This is a genomic window from Variovorax sp. GW821-FHT09B01, from assembly GCF_059418345.1.
In genome coordinates this window covers 296,059-317,909 of sequence record NZ_JBWKPQ010000003.1, presented here as the reverse complement: position 1 = coordinate 317,909, position 21,851 = coordinate 296,059, and the positions used below count along the sequence as shown (strand labels likewise).

The 21,851-nt window shown below is 70.2% G+C and carries 21 protein-coding genes; 13 read left to right on the top strand and 8 right to left on the bottom strand.

From position 1 onward, the window contains the following. Positions 1–107: 107 nt before the first annotated feature. The 8 genes from blaOXA (at position 108) to AC07RV_RS12870 (ending at position 11,436) form a co-directional block, all read left to right on the top strand. A complete protein-coding gene (gene blaOXA / locus AC07RV_RS12905; RefSeq protein ID WP_296778452.1) occupies positions 108–926 on the top strand; it encodes a class D beta-lactamase in 819 nt (272 codons plus the stop codon). Beyond that, positions 923–2,071 carry an acyltransferase family protein gene (locus AC07RV_RS12900; protein WP_296778454.1) on the top strand — a complete coding sequence of 383 codons (1,149 nt, stop codon included), beginning with the start codon at positions 923–925 and terminating at the stop codon, positions 2,069–2,071. Before blaOXA ends, AC07RV_RS12900 begins: the two co-directional genes overlap by 4 nt. Positions 2,072–2,245: 174 nt before the next feature. Then, positions 2,246–4,525 carry an AMP-binding protein gene (locus tag AC07RV_RS12895; RefSeq protein WP_296778457.1) on the top strand — a complete coding sequence of 760 codons (2,280 nt, stop codon included), beginning with the start codon at positions 2,246–2,248 and terminating at the stop codon, positions 4,523–4,525. 17 nt (positions 4,526–4,542) lie between these two features. Next, positions 4,543–5,520, top strand: a complete 978-nt coding sequence (locus AC07RV_RS12890) for an ABC transporter permease (protein WP_093343231.1) — start codon at positions 4,543–4,545, stop codon at positions 5,518–5,520. 94 nt (positions 5,521–5,614) lie between these two features. After that, complete coding sequence (locus tag AC07RV_RS12885) at positions 5,615–6,637, top strand: sugar ABC transporter substrate-binding protein (RefSeq protein WP_296778460.1); 1,023 nt, start codon at positions 5,615–5,617, stop codon at positions 6,635–6,637. Between the two features lie 22 nt (positions 6,638–6,659). Further along, positions 6,660–8,774: an ABC transporter permease gene (locus AC07RV_RS12880; RefSeq protein ID WP_296778462.1), complete on the top strand. Its 2,115-nt coding sequence runs from the start codon at positions 6,660–6,662 to the stop codon at positions 8,772–8,774. Continuing rightward, on the top strand, positions 8,774–9,877 hold the full coding sequence (locus tag AC07RV_RS12875; RefSeq protein WP_296778464.1) for an SMP-30/gluconolactonase/LRE family protein: 1,104 nt from the start codon (positions 8,774–8,776) through the stop codon (positions 9,875–9,877). The genes AC07RV_RS12880 and AC07RV_RS12875 overlap by 1 nt, the downstream gene beginning before the upstream one ends. Beyond that, a complete protein-coding gene (locus AC07RV_RS12870; RefSeq protein WP_296778467.1) occupies positions 9,874–11,436 on the top strand; it encodes a sugar ABC transporter ATP-binding protein in 1,563 nt (520 codons plus the stop codon). The genes AC07RV_RS12875 and AC07RV_RS12870 overlap by 4 nt, the downstream gene beginning before the upstream one ends. Before the next feature lie 27 nt (positions 11,437–11,463). On the opposite strand, the gene AC07RV_RS12865 is transcribed toward AC07RV_RS12870, so the two are convergent. Next, positions 11,464–11,913: a CBS domain-containing protein gene (locus AC07RV_RS12865; protein ID WP_093343237.1), complete on the bottom strand. Its 450-nt coding sequence runs from the start codon at positions 11,911–11,913 to the stop codon at positions 11,464–11,466. Positions 11,914–12,058: 145 nt separating this feature from the next. On the opposite strand from AC07RV_RS12865, the gene AC07RV_RS12860 reads away from it, so the two are divergent. Next, positions 12,059–13,369 (top strand): O-acetylhomoserine aminocarboxypropyltransferase, encoded by a 1,311-nt coding sequence (locus tag AC07RV_RS12860; RefSeq protein WP_296778469.1) that lies wholly within the window; start codon positions 12,059–12,061, stop codon positions 13,367–13,369. A gap of 4 nt (positions 13,370–13,373) precedes the next feature. After that, complete coding sequence (locus AC07RV_RS12855; protein WP_296778471.1) at positions 13,374–14,180, top strand: alpha/beta fold hydrolase; 807 nt, start codon at positions 13,374–13,376, stop codon at positions 14,178–14,180. A gap of 12 nt (positions 14,181–14,192) precedes the next feature. On the opposite strand, the gene AC07RV_RS12850 is transcribed toward AC07RV_RS12855, so the two are convergent. Continuing rightward, positions 14,193–14,864, bottom strand: a complete 672-nt coding sequence (locus tag AC07RV_RS12850) for an NAD-dependent epimerase/dehydratase family protein (protein WP_296778473.1) — start codon at positions 14,862–14,864, stop codon at positions 14,193–14,195. Between the two features lie 46 nt (positions 14,865–14,910). Further along, positions 14,911–15,306, bottom strand: a complete 396-nt coding sequence (locus tag AC07RV_RS12845; RefSeq protein WP_093343242.1) for a thioredoxin family protein — start codon at positions 15,304–15,306, stop codon at positions 14,911–14,913. Between the two features lie 101 nt (positions 15,307–15,407). On the opposite strand from AC07RV_RS12845, the gene AC07RV_RS12840 reads away from it, so the two are divergent. Further along, on the top strand, positions 15,408–15,764 hold the full coding sequence (locus AC07RV_RS12840; RefSeq protein WP_203205157.1) for an Mpo1-like protein: 357 nt from the start codon (positions 15,408–15,410) through the stop codon (positions 15,762–15,764). Between the two features lie 9 nt (positions 15,765–15,773). On the opposite strand, the gene AC07RV_RS12835 is transcribed toward AC07RV_RS12840, so the two are convergent. Continuing rightward, a complete protein-coding gene (locus tag AC07RV_RS12835) occupies positions 15,774–16,985 on the bottom strand; it encodes a YihY family inner membrane protein (RefSeq protein ID WP_296778478.1) in 1,212 nt (403 codons plus the stop codon). A gap of 76 nt (positions 16,986–17,061) precedes the next feature. Between AC07RV_RS12835 and AC07RV_RS12830 the strand changes: the two genes are divergently transcribed. Continuing rightward, positions 17,062–17,469 carry a DUF2069 domain-containing protein gene (locus AC07RV_RS12830; protein WP_093343246.1) on the top strand — a complete coding sequence of 136 codons (408 nt, stop codon included), beginning with the start codon at positions 17,062–17,064 and terminating at the stop codon, positions 17,467–17,469. Continuing rightward, positions 17,466–18,902, top strand: coding sequence for an FAD-binding oxidoreductase (locus AC07RV_RS12825; RefSeq protein WP_208507648.1), 1,437 nt, complete (start codon positions 17,466–17,468; stop codon positions 18,900–18,902). The genes AC07RV_RS12830 and AC07RV_RS12825 overlap by 4 nt, the downstream gene beginning before the upstream one ends. 87 nt (positions 18,903–18,989) lie before the next feature. On the opposite strand, the gene AC07RV_RS12820 is transcribed toward AC07RV_RS12825, so the two are convergent. The 4 genes from AC07RV_RS12820 to AC07RV_RS12805 all read right to left on the bottom strand — a co-directional run bounded on the left by AC07RV_RS12820 (position 18,990) and on the right by AC07RV_RS12805 (position 21,827). Further along, positions 18,990–19,361, bottom strand: coding sequence for a nitrile hydratase accessory protein (locus AC07RV_RS12820; protein WP_296778481.1), 372 nt, complete (start codon positions 19,359–19,361; stop codon positions 18,990–18,992). Beyond that, positions 19,358–19,732 (bottom strand): SH3-like domain-containing protein, encoded by a 375-nt coding sequence (locus AC07RV_RS12815; protein WP_366928990.1) that lies wholly within the window; start codon positions 19,730–19,732, stop codon positions 19,358–19,360. Before AC07RV_RS12815 ends, AC07RV_RS12820 begins: the two co-directional genes overlap by 4 nt. 542 nt (positions 19,733–20,274) lie before the next feature. After that, on the bottom strand, positions 20,275–21,291 hold the full coding sequence (locus tag AC07RV_RS12810) for a FecR domain-containing protein (protein WP_296778488.1): 1,017 nt from the start codon (positions 21,289–21,291) through the stop codon (positions 20,275–20,277). Then, positions 21,288–21,827 (bottom strand): sigma-70 family RNA polymerase sigma factor, encoded by a 540-nt coding sequence (locus AC07RV_RS12805; RefSeq protein WP_296778490.1) that lies wholly within the window; start codon positions 21,825–21,827, stop codon positions 21,288–21,290. Before AC07RV_RS12805 ends, AC07RV_RS12810 begins: the two co-directional genes overlap by 4 nt. Between the last annotated feature and the right edge of the window lie 24 nt (positions 21,828–21,851).

The following is a 21,851-nucleotide window of genomic DNA, read 5'->3' as shown; positions in this document are numbered from 1 at the left end:
GACCCTTCGGCGTTACACGCGTTACGGCCGAGACGTCCCTCGCTTGCCAGTCGGAGGACACGAACGCCGGTCTTTTCTACGATGGCGATCCATTCCCCGTCCCTTCCATGAAAAGTCCGCTTCGCCTCCTGCCCATCGCCCTGTTCGCCCTGCTCGCCCCCCTCGCAGCCACCACCCACGCCCGCACCCTCTGCACCGCCATCGCCGACGCGACCACCGGCCAGTTCATCGTGAAGCAAGGCCGCTGCGATGAACGCGTCACCCCCGCCTCCACCTTCAAGATCGCGATCGCGCTGATGGGCTTCGACGCGGGCTTCCTCAAGAACGAGCACGACCCCGTGCTGCCCTTCAAGGAAGGCTACCCGGCCTGGGTCGAAGGCTGGAAGCAGCCGACCGATCCGCAGCGCTGGCTCAAGCTGTCGGTCTTCTGGTTCTCGCAGCGGGTGACCGAATCGCTGGGCGCCGAGCGCTTCGCGCGCTATGCGAAGGACTTCGGCTACGGCAACGCCGATGTGTCGGGCGACCCGGGCAAGCACAACGGGCTCGAGCGTTCATGGGTCGCGTCCTCGCTGCGCATTTCGCCGCGCGAGCAGGTCGAGTTCCTGCGCAAGCTGCTGTCGAACCGGCTGCCGGTATCGCCGCACGCGACCGAGATGACACGGCGTTCGATGGAGACGACCGAGCTGCCCGAGGGCTGGACCGTGCAGGGCAAGACCGGCGCGGCCTACCCGAAGAAGGCCGATGGCTCGCTCGACGAAGCCCATGGCTACGGCTGGTATGTCGGCTGGGCCACGCGCGGCGAGCGCACCGTGGTGTTCGCGCGGCTGACGCAGGACGACCGGAAGCAGGCGACGACACCGGGCATCCGCACGCGCGACGCGCTGCTGCCGGCCCTGCCCGCGCTGATCGGTTCCGCCGCGAGATGACGACGGCACCGAGCCTCGGGCCGCGCAGCACGCGCATCGATGTGCTGCGCGGCATCGCGATCCTGCTGGTGCTGTTCCACCACTTCAACATCGCCTACCGGCTCGACGGCACCGTGCTGTCGCAACTCTTCGGCTGGGAAGCGGTGCGCGCGGTGGCGCGCAACGGCAACTACGGCGTCACGATGTTCTTCGTGATCTCGGGCTTCCTGATCACATCGAACGCGCGGCGCCGCTGGGGCGCGCTGCAGCACGTGAAGGCGCGCGCCTTCTATGGCCTGCGCGTGGCGCGCATCGTGCCGTGCCTGCTGCTCCTGCTGGTCGCGGTCAACCTGCTGGCCTGGGCCGGCGTGGCCATCTTCCAGAACCGGGCGCCGGCAGGCGCGACCCCGTTGCCGCTGTGGCTGGTCAACCTCGCCTCCCTGACCTTCTGGATGAACGTGGTGGTCGACAAGTACGGCTGGACCAACTACGCGCTCGGCGTGCTGTGGTCGCTGTCGGTCGAGGAGGTCTTCTATCTCTTCTTCCCGATCCTCTGCGCGCTGCTGCGCCGGGAGCGCCGGCTGATCGCCTTCTGGCTCGCGATCGCGGTGCTGGCACCGGTCTACCGCTTCCACCGCCAGGACGATGAAGGCGGCTACCTCTATGCCTACTTCGCGGCCTTCGACGGCATCGCGATCGGTTGCTGCACGGCGCTGCTCGCGGACTCGCTCGTTCTCTCCGCACGACTCAAGACGCTGCTGTCGTGGACCGTGGCGATCGCCATGGTCGTCCTCTACCTGCGATGGCCGATCGCGCAGAGCCATGTGCTCGGTGTCACGGCGATGGCGCTGGGCACGGCCGTGCTGCTGGCCACGATGAGCGATCGATCCGCGGACGGCGGCACGGCATGGGCACCCGCTCGCTGGCTCCCGGCCGCCTTCGGATGGTTCGGCCGGCGCAGCTACGAGCTCTACCTGTTCCACCTGATCGTGCTCGGCCTGCTGCGGACCCTGTTCCCGCCCGCGCTCGCGAGCGGCGGCGACAGGATGTGGCTGCTCGGTGGCTACATGCTGCTGTCGATGGCGCTGTGCGACGCCATCGCGCGCTGCTACAGCGAGCCGTTGAACCGCTGGCTGCGAAGCCGCTTGTCCGCTTCACGCGCCTGAACCCCGCGGGTTTTTTGGTGCGCCGCAGCTAAGGGAAATTCCCCGAACCACCCTCCTCCGTCGCTCCGAATAATCGCGCCAGTCAACCAGGGTACTTTCGAGTAACCCCCGGTTCTCAAGGCGCCACGCGGCCTCCGCGCGGCATCGGTCCCTGGTCGTCGCCGCAGGAGTCGAATGTCTACCGAGCTGGTCGAATCGCCTTGGCAAAGCCGCGGAGAGCGGCAGCAGGATCGCCATGCCAAGAAGGACGCGGTGCTGCTGGCGGCGGCGCGGCTGTTCACGACCAAGGGCTTCCAGGGCACCTCGCTCGACGACATCGCGCGCAGCCTGCGCGTGACCAAGCCCACCGTCTACCACTACGTCGAGAACAAGGAACAGATCCTGTTCGAGTGCGTGCAGCGCGGGCTCGAGGCGCTGCGCGCGGGCATCCTCGAGGCGGCGCGGCGCGGGCTGCCGCCGCGCGAGCGGCTGCGCGTGGCGATGGAGAACTACGCGGGCATCGTGACCAGCGACTTCGGCCTGTGCGTGATCCGCGTCGGCGAGGACCCGCTGGCCGAGCCCAGGCGGCGCGAACTGCGCGCGCTCAAGGGCGAGATCGACACCGAGTTCCGCGCGCTGATCGAGGCCGGCATGGCCGAAGGCTGGATCGCGCGCGGCGACGCGGCGATGGCCTCGTACACGGTGGTCGGCGCGCTCAGCGGCATCGGCCGCTGGTACCGGCCCGACAGCCATCCGGCGCGCAGCCTGCAGGATGCCGTGCGGCACTGCATCGAGATGCTCATGCACGGCGTGCTCAGCGCCCCGACGGAGCTGCGGCCCTCGCAGAGCTCCGCGTCCTCGTGGTCCCAGTGGGGAGATTCCATGCCCAAGATGCGACGTGAAGTGCACTTCAACGAGCGCGTGGTGCGCTGCTTCGCCGAGCGGCCCGCCAACGTGGCCCAGATGCTGGCCGACGCGGTGCGGCTCTCGCCCGAGGGCGAGGCGCTGGTCTGCGACACGCTGCGCCTGAGCTGGCGCGAGCTGCACCATGCCACCACCAAGTGCGCGGGCGGCCTCGCACGGCGCGGCGTACGGCCGGGCGACCGGGTGGCGCTCTACCTCTCGAACGGGCCCGAGTTCGCGATCGCGGTGTTCGCCTGCGCCTGGCTCGGCGCGGTGGCGATGCCGGTGAGCGCGCGGGCGCGCACGGCCGAACTCGAGTTCTCGCTGGCCGACGCCGAGGCGGTGGCGATCGTCTGCTCGCAGGAGCTGCAGGCGCTGGTGCCCTCGCCCGAGGCGCTGCCGCTGCTGCGCCTGCGCTTTTGCACCGGCGCCGCGCAGCCGGGCTTCGAATCCTTCACGGCGCTGATGCAGGCCGAGCCGCTGGCCAGCGCGCACGCGGCCGCCGAGGAAGACCTCGCTGTGCTGCTCTACACCTCGGGCACCACGGGCAAGCCCAAGGGCGCGATGCTCACGCACCTGAACATCGCGCACTCGGTGATGCACTTCGTGCACGCGATGAGCCTGGGCGAATCGGACCGCAGCATCGTGGCGGTGCCGCTGAGCCACGTCACCGGGCTGGTGGCGCAGCTCTACACCATGCTGCATGCGCGCGGCTGCGCGGTGCTGATGACGCAGTTCAAGGCGGCCGAGTTCGCGCGGCTGGCGGCGGCCGAGCGCATCACGCACACGATCATGGTGCCGGCCATGTACAACCTGTGCCTGCTGCTGCCGGACCTGCAGGCGCACGACCTCTCGGCCTGGCGCATCGGTGCCTACGGCGGCGCCTCGATGCCCACGGCCACCATCGAGGGCATCGCGGCGCGGCTGCCGGGCCTCACCCTGATGAACGCCTACGGCGCCACCGAGACCTGCTCGCCCGCGACCATCATGCCGCCCGGCATGACGGCCGAGCACCGCGACAGCGTGGGCCTGGCCGTGCCCTGCGGCGAGATCTGCGTGGTCGACGAGAACGGCAACGAGGTGGCGCGCGGCGAGGTCGGCGAGATCTGGATCGCGGGCCCGATGGTGGTGCCCGGCTACTGGCGCAATCCGCAGGCCACGGCCAGCGAATTCCGCGGCGGCTACTGGCGCTCGGGCGACATCGGCAGCATGGACGCCGACGGCTACGTGCGCATCCTCGACCGCAAGAAGGACGTGATCAACCGCGGCGGCTACAAGATCTTCTGCGCCACGGTCGAGAACACGCTGATGGAGCATCCCCAGATCGTGGAGGCGGCGCTGGTGGGCGTGCCCTGCGCGGTGCTCGGCGAACGCGTGCACGCCTTCGTCTGCGTGAGCGAGCTCGACGAGCGCACCCAGGCCGCGGCCCTGCAGGCCTTCTGCGCCGAGCGGCTGTCGGACTATGCAGTGCCCGAGACCTGGACCATCGGCACCGAGGCGCTGCCGCGCAACCTCAACGGCAAGGTCATGAAGCGCGAGCTGCGCCAGTCGCTGCACGCGGCCCTGAGCTGATACGAGGCGCCCCCACCATGACGACGAAGAAATTCAAGGCCACGCAGCAGGGCATCGTGTCCGCGCTGTTCGCGCTGCTGTTCGCGGGCTTCGCGGCGTTCCTGCCGGGCTTCGCGCAGATCGACAACCTGCTCACGCTGGTGCAGAACGTGGCCTTCCTCGGCATCCTGGGGCTGGGCATGGCGGTGGTGGTGATCGGCCGCGGCATCGACATCTCGATGATCGCCGCGCTGGCCGTGCCCTCGGGCCTGCTGCTGCAGCTGGTGCAGAACGGCCATCCGCTCGGCTCGGCCTTCCTGATCGCGCTGGGCCTGGCGCTGGCCTTCGGGCTGGTCAACGGCTGGCTGATCGCCTATGCCGAGGTGCCGTCGCTGTTCACCACGCTGGCCTCGGGGCTCTTTCTCGCGGGGCTGGGCCAGGCCTATTTCTTCCAGCTCGAGGTGGTGCAGTGGCCGGCCGCGCTCGACCCCGCGGCCTGGCTGGGCCGCGGCACCCTGGCCGGCGTGCCGACACCGGTCGTGATGTTCGGCGTGGCGGCCGCGGCCATGGCCTTTTTCCTGCGCCGCATGCGCGCGGGCGCCTTCGTCTACGCGATCGGCGACAACCCCTTCGCCGCGCGCGCCACCGGCCTGCCGACGCGGCCGATGGTGCTGCTGCAGTACGTGCTGGCGGCGCTGATCGGGCTGTTCGCGGGCGTGGTGATGGCGGCCTCGGTCAGCAGCATGCCGACGCGGATCTTCAACTCCACCATGATCTACGACGTGGTGCTGGTGGTGGTGCTCGGCGGCATCGGCTTGTCGGGCGGCCGCGGCGGCGTGTTCAACGTCGTGATCGGCACGCTGCTGATCGGCACCATGCTCAACGGCATGACGATCATGGACCTCTCCTATTCCGTGCAGAACATCGTCAAGGGCGTGGTGCTGCTGGCCGCGATCCTGATCGACTCCATGCTCAACCCGCGCAACGAAGAGACCGCGCAGCAGGGCGACATCTGATCCCGGGGTCCGCGAGCGGCCCCACCTGTTTTCCGAAGCCGGGCGCCAGGCGATTTTGGCGTCATCCGAGACCACCGAAAAAAGGAGACATGCAATGCACTTCGTTCGCACACTCGCCGCATCCGCGAAGCTCGCGGGCATCGCGCTGGCGCTGGCCGCCTCGCAACACGCGGCCGCCCAGGGCAAGGGCCTCGACGAGCCCTTCCGCGACGGCTACAAGAAGGCGCTGGCCGGCAAGACCGTGGGCTACATCCCGGTGGCCATGGGCTTCGACCTCGCGCAGGGCTGGTACAACGGCCTCAAGAAGGAGCTCGAGCCCGCCGGCATGAAGGTGGTGGCGCGCGATCCCAACTGGAACACCAACGCCGGCGCGCAGGCCTTCACCGCGCTGATGGCCGAGAAGCCCGCGGTGATCGTGATCCACAACCCCGACGTGCAGACCTACGCCAAGCTGATCAAGAAGGCCGAGGAAGACGGCATCTACGTGGTGCAGATCAACATGCGCTCGGTGCAGCCCTCGACCGTGTTCGTGGGCGCCGACTGGGTCGACGTGGGCGAACGCAATGCCGAGGCCGTGGTGCAGGCCTGCAAGGGCAAGTCGAACAAGATCGCCATCGTGCAGGGCGCGCCGACCGCGGCCACCAGCGCCTACACGCTCAAGGGCGTGGAGAACGTGCTGGCAAAGAACCCGCAGATCAAGGTGGTGTCGAACCAGGCCGCCGACTGGGACGCGGCCAAGGCCAAGGGCCTGACGCAGACGGTGCTCAAGCAGAACCCCGACCTGTGCGGCATCGTCGGCTTCTGGGACGGCATGGACATCGGCACCGCGGCCGCCATCAAGGAAGCGGGCCTGACCGGCAAGGTCTATCTCGCCACCTCGGGCGGCGGCGAGCAGAAAGGCGCCTGCGACCAGGTCAAGTCGGGCGCCTTCGACCTCGACGTGAGCTACGACGTGCCGACGCAGGCCGCCAACATGGCCGCCATGATCAAGTGGCTGGTGCAGGGCGGCATGAAGCCCGGCGCGGCCAAGCAGAACATCTACACCACGCTGATCCCGATCACGAAGGAGAACGCGGGTGCCGACGGCACCTGCTGGAAGCTCACCGCCGCCAAGTGACCGCCCCGCCGGAGCCGCACCGATGAACGAGACCCTGACGCGCCTGCGCTACCGCTGGTGGCCCGACCACTGGGTCGGCGAGATCCTGTCCAAGCGCTGGACCGAGACCGCGATCCCGGTGCTGCTGCTGGTGGCGGTGCTGCTGGCCTCGGGCCAGCTCATCGGCAACTTCTGGTCGCCGGTGGTGCTGGCCGACACGCTGCGGCAGGCCGGCGAGATCGGCTTCATCGTGCTCGGCCTGGCGCTGGTGATGATCGTGGGCGGCATCGACCTGTCGGTGGGTTCCATCTTCGCGCTCACCAACTTCTGCGCGCTGATGTGCATGCACGTGCTGAAGTGGCCGGTGGGCGCGTCGGTGCTCGCCACGCTGGCCGTCGGCGCTCTGCTCGGCGCGGTCAACGGCGTGCTGATCGGCTACCTGCGGCTGCGCGCCTTTCTCACCACGCTCATCACGCTGATCATCTTCCGCTCGTTCTACGAGATCCTGAGCCTGCAGTACTCGACCGCGATCGCGGGCTCGCTGCCCGACTCGCCGGCCTGGGACTTCCTGGGCAACGGCACCTTGCTGGGCCTGCCGACCGTGGCCTGGGCCTACGCGGCGGTGGCGATCGCGGGCCATGTGCTGCTCACGCGGCTGCGCGCGGGCTGGCACATCATGGCCATCGGCGGCTCGCGCCGCTCGGCCTACAACAGCGGCATCGCGGTGCGGCGCACCGTGGCGTTGTGCTACGTGGCCTCGGGCACGCTGTGCGGCGCGGCCGGCTGCTTCTTCGCCTCGCGCCTGGCCACGGCCGGCGCCGACATCGGCGTGGGCATGGAGGTGCTGGTGCTCACGGCCGCGGTGCTCGGCGGCATCAGCCTGGGCGGCGGGCGCGGCTCGGTCGCCAAGGCGCTGGTCGGCACGCTGCTGGTGCTCTTGATCACCAACGGCCTGACCTCGATGTCGGCGCCCGGCGGCGTGATCCGCATGGTGCTGGCCGCGATCCTGGTGCTGGCGGCCGTGATCGACGTGCGCTGGCTCAAGAACCGCCAGCGCATCATCAGCAAGGTCTACGTGAGCCCGACCTACTTCGCGCTGCCGCCGGCACCGGCCAGCAGCGGCGACGGCGCGGGCGTCTACGCGGTCAACAACAAGCTACGCGACGTCACGCTGATCGGCCTGGGCCGCATCGAGTCGCCCGAGGACGTGATCCTCGACCGCGACGACAACCTCTATGCGGGCTCGCGCCATGGCGACGTGATCCGCTTCCTCGCGCCCGACTACGAGCGCATGGAGGTCTATGCCCACATCGGCGGCCAGCCGCTGGGCCTGGCCTTCGACCGCGAGGACAACCTGCACGTGTGCGTGGGCGGCATGGGCCTGTACCGCGTCACGCCCGGGCGCAAGGTCGAGCGCGTGACCGACGAGACCAACCGCAGCTGGACCTCGATCAACGACGACAGCCGGCTGCGGCTGGCCGACGACCTCGACATCGCCGACGACGGCCGCATCTTCTTCAGCGAGGCCACGGTGCGCTACGAGATGCACGAGTGGCCGGTCGACGGGCTGGAGGCGCGCGGCAACGGGCGCATCGTCTGCTTCGATCCGCGCGACGGCTCGACGCGCACCGTGCTGCGCGGGCTGCGATTTCCGAACGGCATCGCGATCGCGAGCGACGGCCAGTCGATCCTGTTCGCCGAGACCTGGGGCTGCTGCATCAAGCGCTACTGGTTCGACGGGCCGAAGGCCGGCCAGGTGCAGATGGTGATCGACAACCTGCCCGGCTATCCCGACAACATCAACCTCGCCTCCGACGGCCACTACTGGCTCGCGCTGGTGGGCATGCGCTGCCCGGCCTACGATCTCGCGATGCGCATGCCGGGCTTTCGCCGCCGCATGGCCACGCGCGTGCCGGTGGACGAATGGCTGTTCCCCAACATCAACACCGGCTGCGTGCTCAAGTTCAGCGAGGCCGGCGAGATCCTCGAGACGCTGTGGGACCTGGGCGGCGAGAACCACCCGATGATCACCTCGATGCGCGAGCACCGCGGCCACCTCTACCTGGGCGGCATCTCGAACAACCGCATCGGCCGCTACAAGCTCGAAGGGGCCGACCCCGACTTCGTGCAGTACGAACGGCGCTGGAGGACAGCCTGATGCTCGACACCCTTCGCGGTTTCACCGACCGCCTGCTCGGGCGCGGCAGCGCCGCCATCACCGTGCCGGTGATGGATGGCGTGCTCAAACCCAACCGAGCGCTCGACAACGCCGAGGTGGTGGCCGAGCTCGCCGACATCGACGACCTCGCGGTGGCCGACGGCGTGCTGTGGATCGCGGCCGGACCTGCGCTGTACCGGCTCGACGGTGGCGTGCCCGTCGAGGTGCGGCGCTTCGAACGCCCGATCACGGCGCTGGCCGCGGCACCCGGCGGACGGCTCGCGCTGGCGCTCGGCGGCACGCAGCTGCTGCTGCTCGCGCCCGACGGTGCCACCGCCCACACGCTCGCGGAGGCCGGCGGCCGCGCGCTGCGCTGCGTCAATGCGCTGGCCTGGGACGAGGCCGGCCGACGCTGGCTGCTGACCGAGGGCTCGGCCGAGCATGCGCCCGAACGCTGGTGCCACGACCTGATGGCGCACGGCGCGAGCGGCCGCGTCTGCGCCTGGGCGCCGGGCGGCGGTGCCGTGCAGCAGCTCGCGGCCGGGCTGCGCCATGCCTTCGGCGTGCTGCCGCAGGCCGGCGGCACGGTGCTGGTCGGCGAGAGCTGGGCGCACCGCGTGCTCGCGCTGGGGCCGAACGGCACCGCGCCGCGCGTGGCCGACCTGCCCGGCTATCCCTCGCGCATGGCGCCGGCGGCCGGCGGCGGCTTCTGGCTCAGCTGCTTCGTCTGCCGCACGCAGCTGGTGGAATTCGTGCTGCGCGAGGAGGCCTACCGCCGCCGCATGGTGGCCGAGATTGATCCGCGCTACTGGATCGCGCCGGCACTCTCGTCGGGCCACAGCTTCCTCGAGCCGCTGCAGGGCGCGGGCGTCAAGCAGATGGGCGTGCTCAAGCCCTGGGCGCCGCCGCGCTCCTACGGACTGGTGGTGCGCGTGAATGCGCAGGGCCAGGTCGTGTCCTCGCTGCACAGCCAGGTCGACGGCCGGCACCACGGCATCACCGCGGTGGCCGAGCATGGGGGCGCGCTGTTCGCGGCCTCGAAGGGCGGCGGCCGGCTGCTGCGGGTGCGCATGACCGCCGAGGAACAGGGAGCCGCGCGATGAATGCCCGCGATACCACCGCCGACACCGTGGCCGCCGAGCCGGGCGCGCCGAGCATGCCTGCCACGGTCGAGACCATGCTCGAGCTGCGCCAGGCCACCAAGAAATACGCGGGCGTGCCCGCCATCGAGGCGGTCGACTTCACGCTGCGCCGCGGCGAGATCCATGCGCTGCTCGGCGAGAACGGCGCCGGCAAGTCGACGCTGACCAAGGTGATGGCCGGCGTGGTGCCGCTGAGCGCGGGCCAGATGCTGGTGGAGGGCCGGCCGGTGCAGCTGCGCACGCCGCTGGAGGCGCGCCACGAGGGCATCGCGATGGTGTTCCAGGAAACCAGCCTGGTGCCGACGATGACGGTGGCGCAGAACCTGTTCCTGGGGCAGGAGTCCTTCTTCAACCGGCTGCGCGGCGTCTACATCTCGGCGCAGCAGTTCCTGCAGTCGCTCAATTTCGACGTCGACCCGACCGCCACCGTGGGCATGCTCGGCGCGGCCAAGAAGCAGATGGTGGAGATCGCGCGCGCGGTACTGCACAAGGCGCGCATCATCATCTTCGACGAGCCCACGGCCAGCCTCACGCCCGAGGAGAAGAAGTACTTCTTCGACCTGGTGTTCGACCTCAAGGCGCGCGGCGTGTCGGTGATCTTCATCTCGCACGCGCTCGAGGAGGCGCTGCTGCTGGCCGACCGCATCACGGTGCTGCGCGACGGCCGCCACGTGGTGACCGACGACAAGGCGAATTTCGACCGCGAGCGCATCGTGCAGGCGATGGTGGGGCGCGATCTCTCGCAAACGCTCTACGGGCAGAAGAAGACCCACGTACGGCCGCAGGGCGACTGCCTGCTGTCGGTGCGCAACCTGCGCATGGCGGCCATGGTCAAGAACAACTCGCTGTCGGTGTTCGCGGGCCAGATCACGGGCGTGTTCGGCCTGGTGGGCGCGGGCCGCACCGAGACCTTCAAGGTGGTGGCCGGGCTGATCAAGCGCGACTTCTTCCATGGCGGCGAGATCCTGCTGCGCGGCCGGCCGGTGCGCTACCGGGTGGCGCGCCAGGCGGTGCGCGACGGCATCGCCTACATCACCGAGGACCGCAAGTTCGAGGGCTTCTTCGAGACCATGTCGATCGCGCAGAACATCTACATGGGGCTGCAGGGCAAGCTGGCCGGCGCGCGCGGGCTGGTGTCGGGCGCGAAGGCGCGTTCGGTGGGCGAACACTGGAGCCGGCTGCTCAATGTGCGCGCCATCGGCAAGGACGTGAAGGTGATCGAGCTGTCGGGCGGCAACCAGCAGAAGGTGGTGATCGCCAAGTCGCTGGTGCAGGAACCCGACATCGTGATCTTCGACGAGCCCACGCGCGGGGTCGACGTGGGCGCCATCGCCGAGATCCACGCCGAGATCAACCGGCTGGCCGATGCCGGCAAGGCGGTGGTGGTGATTTCTTCCTACCTGCCCGAGGTGATGGCGCTGTCGGACCGCATCCTCGTGGCCAAGCAGGGCAAGGTGGTGACCGAGTTCTCGGCCACCGAGGCGACGCAGGAGGCAATCATGTACGCGGCCATCCACTGACCGCGCCGATCGCCGCGTTGCGGCGCTTCAGTTCTTCTCGTCTTCCGCCGGCCAGTCGCGGATGTAGGCCTTGAGCATCTTGTTCTCGAAGTTCTGCGCGTCGACCACGGCCTTGGCCACGTCGTAGAAGCTGATCACACCCATCAGCATGCGCCGGTCCATCACCGGCATGTAGCGGGCATGGCGCTCGAGCATGATGCGGCGGATCTCGTCGAGGTCGGTTTCGAGGGTGCAGGTGACGGGGGCGTCGTCCATGGCCTTGCGCACCAGCGTGCCGCCGACCTGGCCGCCGTTGGCGACGATGGCCACGATCACTTCCCGGAAGGTCAGCATGCCGACCAGGTCGCCATGCTCCATGACGACGAGGGAACCGATGTCTTTGTCCGCCATCGTCTTGACTGCTTCGGCCAGCAGATCGTCTGGCGTGATGGTGAAGAGCGTGTTGCCCTTGACGCGAAGGATGTCGGTGACTTTCATCGTGTGCTCCTCTCGGACTCTGTCTTTCCTGGCGGCCTGCCTTTTTTGAATATAGCCCACAATCGGCGCCGACCTCCACGGCCCGGTTTAGCGCTGTCACGCAGCGGACTTCACGGGCCCTTAGCGCCGCTTCAGAAAGGACCCCATGCCCGGCTATTCCGACCCCGGTTTCGACACCCTCGCGCTGCACGCGGGCGCCTCGCCCGACCCCACGACCGGCGCGCGCGCGGTGCCGATCCACCTGACCACCTCCTTCGTCTTCGAGTCGAGCGACCATGCGGCCGCCCTGTTCAACCTCGAGCGCTCGGGCCACGTCTATTCGCGCATCAGCAACCCGACCAACGCGGTGCTCGAGCAGCGGGTGTCGGCGCTCGAGGGCGGCATCGGCGCGATCACCACCGCCAGCGGCCAGGCGGCGCTGCACCTTTCCATCGCCACGCTGATGGGCGCGGGCTCGCACATCGTGGCCAGCACCGCGCTGTACGGCGGCTCGCAGAACCTGCTGCACTACACGATGCGCCGCTTCGGCATCGAGACCACCTTCGTCAAGCCCGGCGACCTCGACGGCTGGCGCGCCGCGGCGCGGCCCGAAACCAAGCTGTTCTTCGGCGAGACCGTGGGCAACCCCGGCCTCGACGTGCTCGACATCCCGGCCGTGGCCGAGATCGCGCACGAGGCCGGCGTGCCGCTGCTGGTCGACTCCACCCTGACCTCGCCCTACCTGATCAAGCCGCTGGACTTCGGCGCCGACCTGGTCTACCACTCGGCCACCAAGTTCCTGTCGGGCCACGGCACGGTGATCGGCGGCGTGGTGGTCGATGGCGGCAGCTTCGACTGGGAGAAGTCGGGCAAATTCGCCGAGCTGACCCAGGCCTACGACGGCTTCCACAACATGGTGTTCAGCGAGGAGAGCACGGTCGGCGCCTTCCTGCTGCGCGCGCGCCGCGAAGGCCTGCGCGACTTCGGCGCCGCGATGAGCCCGCACACCGCCTGGCTGATCCTGCAGGGCATCGAGACCTTGCCGCTGCGCATGGAGCGCCACATCGACAACACGCAGAAGATCGTCGAGTTCCTCGCCACCCATCCCTTCGTCTCGCGCGTGGGCCATCCGCTGATCGAGTCGCACCCGAGCCACGCACTGGCGCAGAAGCTGCTGCGCCACGGCGCGCGCGGCGCGGGCGCGGTGTTCAGCTTCGACATCAAGGGCAGCCGCGCCCAGGGCAAGGCCTTCATCGAATCGCTCAAGCTCTTCAGCCACCTGGCCAACGTGGGCGACTGCCGCAGCCTGGTGATCCACCCGGCCAGCACCACCCACTTCCGCATGACCGACGAGGCGCTCGCGGGCGCGGGCATCTCGCAGGGCACGATCCGGCTGTCGATCGGCCTCGAGGATCCGGCCGACCTGATCGACGACCTGAAGCGCGCGCTGAAGGCGGCCGAGAAAGCGGGGGCCTGACACCATGCACTACACCGTCAACGGCCACGCCACCTACTGCTACACGGGCGGCAAGCCCTTCGATGCCGCCAAGCCCACCGTGGTCTTCGTCCACGGCGTGCTCAACGACCACAGCGTCTGGATCCTGCAGAGCCGCTGGTTCGCCAACCACGGCTGGAACGTGCTCGCGGTCGACCTGCCGGGCCACTGCAAGAGCGAGGGCCCGCCGCCGGCCAGCGTCGAGGAGGCCGCGCAGTTCGTGCTCGCGCTGCTCGATGCGGCGGGCGTGCAGAAGGCGGCGCTGATCGGCCACAGCTTCGGCTCGCTGATCGCACTCGAAGCGGCCTCACGCGCGCCCGAGCGCGTGACGCACCTGGCGATGGTCGGCAGCGCCTACCCGATGGTGGTGTCGCCGGCGCTGCTCGAGAGTTCGCTCAACGACCCGCAGCGCGCGATCGCGATGGTCAACACCTTCTCGCATGCGCTGCTGGCGCCGCCGCCCTCGGCGCTCGGCCCGGGCACCTGGCTCTACGGCAGCTCGCGCGCGCTGATGCGCCGCGTGCTCGCGAGCAACCGCGAGGTCAACGTGTTCCATGTCGGCTTCAAGGCCTGCAACGACTATGCGGGCGGCGAGGCGGCGATGGAGAAGCTGCAGTGCCCGGTGCTGTTCCTGCTCGGCGACGCCGACCAGATGACGCCGCCGCGTGCCGTGAAGGCGCTGGCCGCCAAGGCACGCGACGGCCGCACGGTGACGGTGCACGCGGGCCACGCGCTGATGAGCGAGGCGCCCGACGCGGTGCTGTTCGCGCTGCGCGATTTCGTCTCGCGCTGAAGCGAAGCCGCGCTAGCCGCGCGCGGCCAGGTCGTTGATGTCGACCGGGTCGAGCACCTGCTTGGGCGCCCCGTGCCGCGCCACCGCCAGCATCGCGAGCCCCATGTTCTCGGTGGTGGTCACCAGGTGCGGCCACAGCCGCCGCGCGAGCCCGAACACCGGCGTCAGCAGCACGATGCCCGCCTTGTACAGCGGCGTCTTCGTGTTGGCGCCGTGCAGCGGCTGGATCGCGCCGGGCCTGAACATGTAGGCGGCCCTGAACGGCAGCTTCAGCAGCGCGTTCTCGGTCGCGCCCTTCACGCGTGCCCACATGCTGCGGCCGCGCTCGCTGCTGTCGGTGCCCGAGCCGGTCACGTAGGCGAAGGTCATCTGCGGGTTGAGCCGCGCGAGCACGGTGGCGGCGGCCAGCGTGAGGTCGTAGGTCACGCGCCGGTACGCGTCCTCCTTCATGCCGACCGAGGACACGCCGAGGCAGAAGAAGCAGGCGTCGAAGCCCGTGAGTTGCGGCTCGACCGCCGTGTAGTCGTACATGTCGCTCAGCACGAGATCGCGCAGCTTGGGATGCTGCTGGCCGCTGGGCCGGCGGCCGACGGCCACGACCTCCGCCACGTCGGGAGCGAGCAGGCATTCGCGCAGCACGCCGAAACCGACCATGCCGGTGGCGCCGAAGACGAGGACTTTCATGGGAGGGCCGGCCCCGCGGGCCGTGTGTGTGGACAGGCCGAGTAGATCAGGCCGCCCGCGGCACTGTAAAGAGCGCGGGCTTCTTCTCGAGCACCGCCACCATCAGCTCGGCATGCAGGCTCGAGGGCTGGGGCGCCGGCAGCGCGGTCAGCATGCGCGACAGCGTCTCGGCATGCGGCAGCAGCGGACCGAGGAAGCGCGTGCCCGCGGCATCGGCCACCAGGAGGGTCGGGAAGGTCTCGACGTCGAACTCATCGGCGATGTCGGCATGGTCCTCGATGTCGACCCAGGCGAAGCGCAGCCCGGGGTGCGCGCGCGCCACCTGCTCGAACAGCGGCCGGTAGTCGCGGCAGGTGCCGCACCACTCGGCGCACAGGCACACGACCCAGGGCGCGCCGCCGGCCGGCACGGCGGAATCGGGGGTGGAAGGCAGGGCGCTCAAGGCTCGTACGTGGACAGAAGGGGGAAGAAAGACCCGGGTGGTGCGCCCGGAAGGTCGTGGCTATTATGGACAAAGCCCCTCCGGGGCGCAGGAGACGCACGATGAACACCTCCACCGCCACCACCCCTGGCAGCGCCGCGCCCGCGAGCGTCGATCCGCGCCAGTTCAAGAGCTTCGCGGAGTTCTATCCCTTCTACCTGACCGAACACGCCAACCGCACCTGCCGGCGGCTGCATTTCGCGGGCTCCACGCTGTCGCTGGCCTGCCTCGCGATGCTGGTGCTGACGCTCCATCCGCTGTGGCTCCTGGCCGGACTGCTGGTCGGCTACGGCTTCGCCTGGGTCGGGCATTTCGGCTTCGAGAAGAACAAGCCGGCCTCGTTCAAGCGGCCGCTCTACAGCTTCATGGGCGACTGGGCGATGTACCGCGACATCTGGCTGGGGCGGGTCAAGATCTGAGCCTTGCTCCTAGATCAATAGCACGTCACCCAGCCGCAGCGAGCGCAGCGGCCCCTTCTGCCACAGGTCCTCGAGCGGCTCGGCCTTGGGCATCAGGAGCGCCTCGAGCAGCGGCTCGATCGGCGTCGACGGATCGGCCAGCAGCACGTAGCGCGGATCGCCGCCATCGCCGTCCTCGGCCAGCGGCGCGATCCAGTCGAGCGCCACCAGGGTCTCGAGCACCGGCACCAACTGCAGCGCGTCGACGCGCATCGAGGCCACCAGCCGCGCCGCGCCCACGCCCTTGTCGGGCGTCGCGCGGGCCCGGGCGAGCTGCTGCAGCACCTCGAGCGCCAGCTGCATCGGCCAGCCGGCACCGCCGCCGCGCCGGGCCACGCCGGTCAGGATGCTCGGCAGGTAGGCCGCGATCACCGCGCCCAGCAGCACGATGACCCAGGCCACGTAGATCCACACCAGCAGGATCGGGAAGGTGGCGAAGGCGCCATAGAGCACCGAGTAGGTCGGCACCAGGCTCAGGTAGTAGCCCAGCACCCGCTTGGCGATCTCGATCGCCGCCGCCACGAACACGCCGCCGGCCCAGGCATGCGACCAGCGCACGTTGGTGTTGGGCACGTAGTGGTAGAGCGAGGCCATGCCGGCGGCCAGCAGCACGAACTCGAAGGCGTCGAAGAACAGCTTGACCACGCTCACGCCGACCACGTCGCGCGAGGCCGCGAACACGTAGGAGGTGGTGGACAGGCTCACCGCCAGGATCAGCGGCCCGAGCGTGATCGTGGCCCAGTAGATCAGCACCCGCTGCGCGAAGGGCCGCGGCGAACGCACGCGCCAGACGTTGTTGAGCGTCTTGTCGATGGTGAGGATCAGCGCGATGGCGGTGATCAGCAGCACGATCAGGCCCGCGATCCCCAGGCCGCTGGCCTTGCTCGCGAACTGGTTGAGGTAGCCCAGCACCTGGCGCGCGATGTTCTCGGGGATCAGGCTCTCGATCAGCCAGCGCTGCAGGCGGCCCTGCATCTTGGCGAACATCGGGAACACGGTGAACAGCGCGAGCGCCACCGTGAAGAACGGCACCATCGCGATGGTGGTGGTGAAGGTCAGGCTGCTGGCCGTGAGCCCGAGGCGGTCTTCGCGAAAACGCTCGCTGAGCACCGCGGCGGTGTTTCGCCAGGGGAAACGGGAGAGATCCCTCCAGAGCTGACGACGATTCATGGCCGGTATCATGCCATCCGCCTTTTCCGTTTCGCCACGCGGCGCCCCCGGGATCGCATCCCCTGTCCTTCTTCACCGTCGCCCGCCCGTGCCCATCGCCTCGCCCCCGCCCTCCTCCGTCGCCGCCACCCGCTGGCTCGCGGTCGGCAGCCTCGTCGGCCTGATCGTGCTGGGCCTGGCCTGGGAACTCTGGCTGGCGCCGCTGCGCCCCGGCGGTTCGCTGATGGCGCTCAAGGTGCTGCCGCTCGCGATCCCGCTGGCCGGCCTGCTGAAGAACCGCATGTACACCTACCGCTGGGTCAGCCTGATGGTCTGGCTCTATTTCACCGAGGGCGTGGTGCGCGCCTGGAGCGACACCAACGGCATCAGCCAGCTGCTCGCGCTGGTCGAGGTGCTGCTGTGCCTCGTGCTCTTCGTCGCCTGCGCCTGGCACGTCCGCCTGCGGCTGCGCCACGCCAAGGCCGCCGCCCGTCCCCTGGAGGCTTCCACCCCATGACCACTTCCGCTTCTTCCGCCGCCCTGCTCGAGCGGCTGCGCGCCATCGTCGGCGCCAACCACCTGCTCAACGAGGGCGACCTCACGGCCTACGAACAGGACTGGCGCAAGCGCTCGCGCGGCAAGGCGCTGGCCGTGGTGCGCCCGGCCGATGCGCAGCAGGTGGCCGAGGTGGTCAAGGCCTGCGCCGAGGCCGGCACCGCCGTGATCCCGCAGGGCGGCAACACCGGCCTGGCGGTCGGCTCCATTCCCGACGACAGCGGCACGCAGGTGGTGCTGAGCCTGCAACGGCTCAACGCCATCCGCGAGATCGACGCGGCCAACCTCACGATGACGGTGGAGTCGGGCTGCATCCTGCAGACCCTGCAGGAGACCGCCGAGAAGGCCGGCTACCTGTTCCCGCTGAGCCTCGCGGCCGAGGGCAGCTGCACCATCGGCGGCAACCTCGCGACCAATGCCGGCGGCACGCAGGTCGTGCGCTACGGCAACACGCGCGAGCTCTGCCTGGGCCTGGAAGTGGTCACGCCGCAGGGCGAGATCTGGCACGGCACCAGCGGCCTGCGCAAGGACAACACCGGCTACGACCTGCGCGACCTGTTCGTCGGCAGCGAGGGCACGCTGGGCATCATCACGGCCGCGACCATGAAGCTCTACCCGCTGCCGGCCGCGCAACTCACGGCCTGGGCCGCCGTGCCCTCGCTCGACCACGCGGTCACGCTGCTGGGCCTGGCCCACAAGCAGCTGGGCCCGGGCCTCACGGGCTTCGAGGTGATGGGCAAGTTCGCGCTGAGCCTGGTCGACAAGCACATGCCGCAGCTGCGCGTGCCCTTCATCGGCGACGAGAACGTGCCCTACTGCGTGCTGCTCGAGAACTCCGACAGCGAATCGGAGGACCATGCGCGCGCGCGCTTCGAGGCCCTGCTCGAAACCGCCTTCGAGGACGGCTGCGTGACCGACGCCGTGGTGGCCGAGAACCTCGCGCAGGCGCACCAGCTCTGGCACATCCGCGAGAGCATCCCGCTCGCGCAGGCCGAGGAAGGCTTGAACATCAAGCACGACATCTCGATCCCCGTCTCGCGCATCCCGGCCTTCGTGGCCGAGACCGACGCGCTGCTGGCGCGCGAGATCGCCGGCGTGCGGCTGGTGAACTTCGGCCACCTCGGCGACGGCAACCTGCACTACAACGTGCAGGCGCCCGAGAACGTCGATACCAAGGCCTTCCTGAAGAACGAGGAAGACCGCATCAACACGCTGGTCTACGAGGCGGTCGAGAAGTTCGGCGGCTCGTTCTCGGCCGAGCATGGCGTGGGTTCGCTCAAGGTCGACACGCTCGAGAAGCACAAGTCGCCGGTGGCGCTCGAGATGATGCGCGCGATCAAGCGCGGGCTGGATCCGAAGAACATCCTGAATCCGGGGCGGGTGATCCGGGTCTGACGCCGACGCCCTGTCGGGCGCGGCATTTGTCCAACAGCTGTTGGACTATCGACGTGGCCCCGCCGATCAAGCTGGCGACACCCGAAGTCAATGCCCGAAGTCGCCGGGCCGCAGCTCGATCGCCTGCCCATGCGGCGTGCGGTCGGCCGCGTGGTCCCAGGCCTCGCGGTAGCGCGCCAGTTCGTCGTGCGAACTCGCGCCCTTGCGCGCCACCAGCGTCTCGAGCGCGGCGAGCCAGTGCCGGTAGTAGGTATCGCCTGCATCGGGGTCGCCCGCGGCCTGCGCGGCCTGGATCTGCGCGGCCAGGGTCTCTGCCCACTCGCTCCAGCTGAACAGGCCCTTCTCGTGCAGCGCGAGCGTCATCGCGAAGGCCTGGGCCTGCCAGGGCGCGCCGAAGACCGGGCCGTCGGCGTCGCGTGGCATGCCGGGGACCAGCATCCCGTCGGGGTACTGCGTCATTCGACCGCCTCCAAGTAGCTTTCCCAGGCATCGACCGACACCGAAAGCTGCTGCGCCCGCGAGCCCCAGAGTTCGGCTTCCTCGAACACCACCGTGTAGAGCCACTGCGGCGCCTCGCCCGCGCCCTGCGCATTGCTGTCGGCGAACACGTGCGCGCCATGCAGCCGCTCGACGGTGCCGCGCCGCCCCTGCACATAGCCCGGCAGCCGCGTGTGATAGTCGACGCGGCCCGCGCGCATGCGCACCGCCTGGCCGATCGCGAAGCGCGCCGGCGCCGCGGCCGGCCGCTCGGTGGGCGAGCCCCTGGCCAGCACCGCGGCCACGTCGGCCGCATGCAGCACGCGCTTGACGGGCGCGGGCGCATGCAGCATGCGGCCCTGCGCGATCTCGTCCTCGAACAGCTGGCCGCGCCGAGCCCGTAGAGCTCCTGCTGGCCGTCGCGGTGGGCGCGGCCGGCGCGGCCGCGCGCACGGTGTAGCCGCCCGCGTCGGTCGGCAGCAGCTCGAGGCCGCTGTCGGCCAGCGCGCGGCGCAGCGCCTGCGGCGCGTCGTAGCGGCCGCGCACCGGCGCCGAGGCGCGCTGGCCGACCAGCGCGGCATCGACCGTCAGCGCCAGCCCGGCCTCGCGCGCGATGCGGTTGAGCGTGGCGCCGAGCGGGCCGGGCGGCAGGTCGTAGTCGCGCAGCACGGGGGCGGCCTGCGCCTGCGCGCGTGCTGCCGTCGGCAGCAGGGCCGGCATGGCGGTGGCGAACAGCAGCGCGGCGACGAGCGGGGTCGGACGGAACGGGAAGGACGAGGACAAGACGGGACTCCAGGCAGGGGAAGGACGAGGGTTCTCTTCCTGCTTGCCGGACGAGGTTCTAAAAGTGAGAGGGGGCGGCCGAAAAAAATCCGGCGCCGCCCCGATCCAGGCTTCAGCGTGGCGCCTGCCTCGACTCGATGCGCAGCCACCAGCGCGTGCCGCCCACGAGTTCGACCGGCAGCGCGGCGGTGAGCGCCAGCAGCGCCTTGTCGGTGTCGTCCAGCGGCAGCGTGCCGGTCACGCGCAGGCCGGCCACGCGCGGGTCGACCGCGAGGTGGCCGGGCCGGTAGCGCGCGAGTTCGGCCACCACCTCGGCCAACGGCCGGTCGTCGACCACCAGCATGCCGTCCTTCCAGGCATCGGTGTCGGGGCGCGCGGGGCCGGGGGTACCGGCGCCGTCGGCATGCAGTTCCAGGCTCTGGCCCTGCTGCACGACGCGTTCGCCTTCGCAGGCCCGGGCCGGATCGGCCGCGCAGGCGGCCGGCCGTGCCGCCACCGCGGACTGCGTGACCGTGAGCCGCGTGCCGGCGCCGTCGTCGAGACGGCGCACGACGAAGCGCGTGCCCAGGGCGCGCAGGCTGCCTTCGGGTGTCAGCACGACGAAGGGGCGCTGCTCGGCCGCGTCGCCATGGGCGGTCTCGATGGCGATCTCGCCCGCGCGCAGCACGATCGCGCGCCGGCTGCCATCGAAGGCCAGGTCGACCGCGCTGCGGGTGTCGAGGTGCAGCACGCTGCGGTCGGGCAGCACCACGGTGAGGCGCTCGCCGGTGCCGGTGCGGTAGTCGGCGCTCAGGGTGGCCAGCGGCTCGAAGCGGTCGACGGCACCGAGCCCCAGCAGCAACGCGGCCAGCAGCCCCAGCACGCCTGCCGACTGCTTCCAGCGCCGCGCGGCGCCGCGGCGCACCAGCGCCGAACGCACGGCGTCGCTGCGCGCGGGCGCCAGTTGCGCATCGAGCTCGCCGAGCTGGGCCCAGGCCCGCCGGTGGTCGGCGTGGGCGTCGAGCCAGCGGCGCAGGCCTTCGGCATCGCGCGCGCCGGCCTCGCCCGAGCCCATGCGCAACTGCCAGCCGATCGCCGCGTCGAGCACGGCCGCGGACACCGGCAACGACGCCGAGGCCTGCGCGCTCATGTCGACGCTGCCGGCAGCGCGACGCCGAAACGCAATTCGTAGCCCCGCCGCGCGGCCGTCGCCAGGTACTGCCGCACGCGCGGCACCGACACGCCGAGCTGCGCCGCGATCTCGGCATGGGTCATGCCGTCGAGCCGGCTGTGCAGCCAGGCGGCGCGGGTCTTGGGCGTGAGGCTCGCGAGCAGCGCATCGAGCGCGCGCAGCGCCTGCACCGCCTGCAACTGCTCCTCGGGCGAGGGATAGAGCGCCGGCGGCAGCGCCGCGAGGTCGGCGAGGTAGGCGCGCTCGAGGTCGGCGCGGCGGAAGCGGTCGATCAGCAGGCCGCGCGCCACCGTCGTCAGGTAGGCCCGCGGCTCCTTCATCTCGACCGGCGCCGCCTGCGGCGGCCTCGCGGCCAGCAGCCGCACGAAGGCATCGTGCGCGAGGTCGGCCGCATCCTCGGCGCAGCCCAGCCGACGCCGCAGCCAGGCCTGCAGCCAGCCGTGATGGCTGCGGTAGAGCACCTGGAGGCTGTCTTCGAGGGCCGGGGCGGACACGGGTTGCGCTTGCGGAATGTTGAG

What these genes read in the sequence shown, in the direction of transcription:
- blaOXA (WP_296778452.1), top strand. Translation starts at nt 108, where the DNA reads ATGAAAAGTCCGCTTCGCCTCCTGCCCATCGCCCTGTTCGCCCTGCTC.
- AC07RV_RS12900 (WP_296778454.1), top strand. Translation starts at nt 923, where the DNA reads ATGACGACGGCACCGAGCCTCGGGCCGCGCAGCACGCGCATCGATGTG.
- AC07RV_RS12895 (WP_296778457.1), top strand. Translation starts at nt 2,246, where the DNA reads ATGTCTACCGAGCTGGTCGAATCGCCTTGGCAAAGCCGCGGAGAGCGG.
- AC07RV_RS12890 (WP_093343231.1), top strand. Translation starts at nt 4,543, where the DNA reads ATGACGACGAAGAAATTCAAGGCCACGCAGCAGGGCATCGTGTCCGCG.
- AC07RV_RS12885 (WP_296778460.1), top strand. Translation starts at nt 5,615, where the DNA reads ATGCACTTCGTTCGCACACTCGCCGCATCCGCGAAGCTCGCGGGCATC.
- AC07RV_RS12880 (WP_296778462.1), top strand. Translation starts at nt 6,660, where the DNA reads ATGAACGAGACCCTGACGCGCCTGCGCTACCGCTGGTGGCCCGACCAC.
- AC07RV_RS12875 (WP_296778464.1), top strand. Translation starts at nt 8,774, where the DNA reads ATGCTCGACACCCTTCGCGGTTTCACCGACCGCCTGCTCGGGCGCGGC.
- AC07RV_RS12870 (WP_296778467.1), top strand. Translation starts at nt 9,874, where the DNA reads ATGAATGCCCGCGATACCACCGCCGACACCGTGGCCGCCGAGCCGGGC.
- AC07RV_RS12865 (WP_093343237.1), bottom strand. Translation starts at nt 11,913, where the DNA reads ATGAAAGTCACCGACATCCTTCGCGTCAAGGGCAACACGCTCTTCACC.
- AC07RV_RS12860 (WP_296778469.1), top strand. Translation starts at nt 12,059, where the DNA reads ATGCCCGGCTATTCCGACCCCGGTTTCGACACCCTCGCGCTGCACGCG.
- AC07RV_RS12855 (WP_296778471.1), top strand. Translation starts at nt 13,374, where the DNA reads ATGCACTACACCGTCAACGGCCACGCCACCTACTGCTACACGGGCGGC.
- AC07RV_RS12850 (WP_296778473.1), bottom strand. Translation starts at nt 14,864, where the DNA reads ATGAAAGTCCTCGTCTTCGGCGCCACCGGCATGGTCGGTTTCGGCGTG.
- AC07RV_RS12840 (WP_203205157.1), top strand. Translation starts at nt 15,408, where the DNA reads ATGAACACCTCCACCGCCACCACCCCTGGCAGCGCCGCGCCCGCGAGC.
- AC07RV_RS12835 (WP_296778478.1), bottom strand. Translation starts at nt 16,985, where the DNA reads ATGATACCGGCCATGAATCGTCGTCAGCTCTGGAGGGATCTCTCCCGT.
- AC07RV_RS12825 (WP_208507648.1), top strand. Translation starts at nt 17,466, where the DNA reads ATGACCACTTCCGCTTCTTCCGCCGCCCTGCTCGAGCGGCTGCGCGCC.
- AC07RV_RS12820 (WP_296778481.1), bottom strand. Translation starts at nt 19,361, where the DNA reads ATGACGCAGTACCCCGACGGGATGCTGGTCCCCGGCATGCCACGCGAC.
- AC07RV_RS12815 (WP_366928990.1), bottom strand. Translation starts at nt 19,732, where the DNA reads ATGCTGCATGCGCCCGCGCCCGTCAAGCGCGTGCTGCATGCGGCCGAC.
- AC07RV_RS12810 (WP_296778488.1), bottom strand. Translation starts at nt 21,291, where the DNA reads ATGAGCGCGCAGGCCTCGGCGTCGTTGCCGGTGTCCGCGGCCGTGCTC.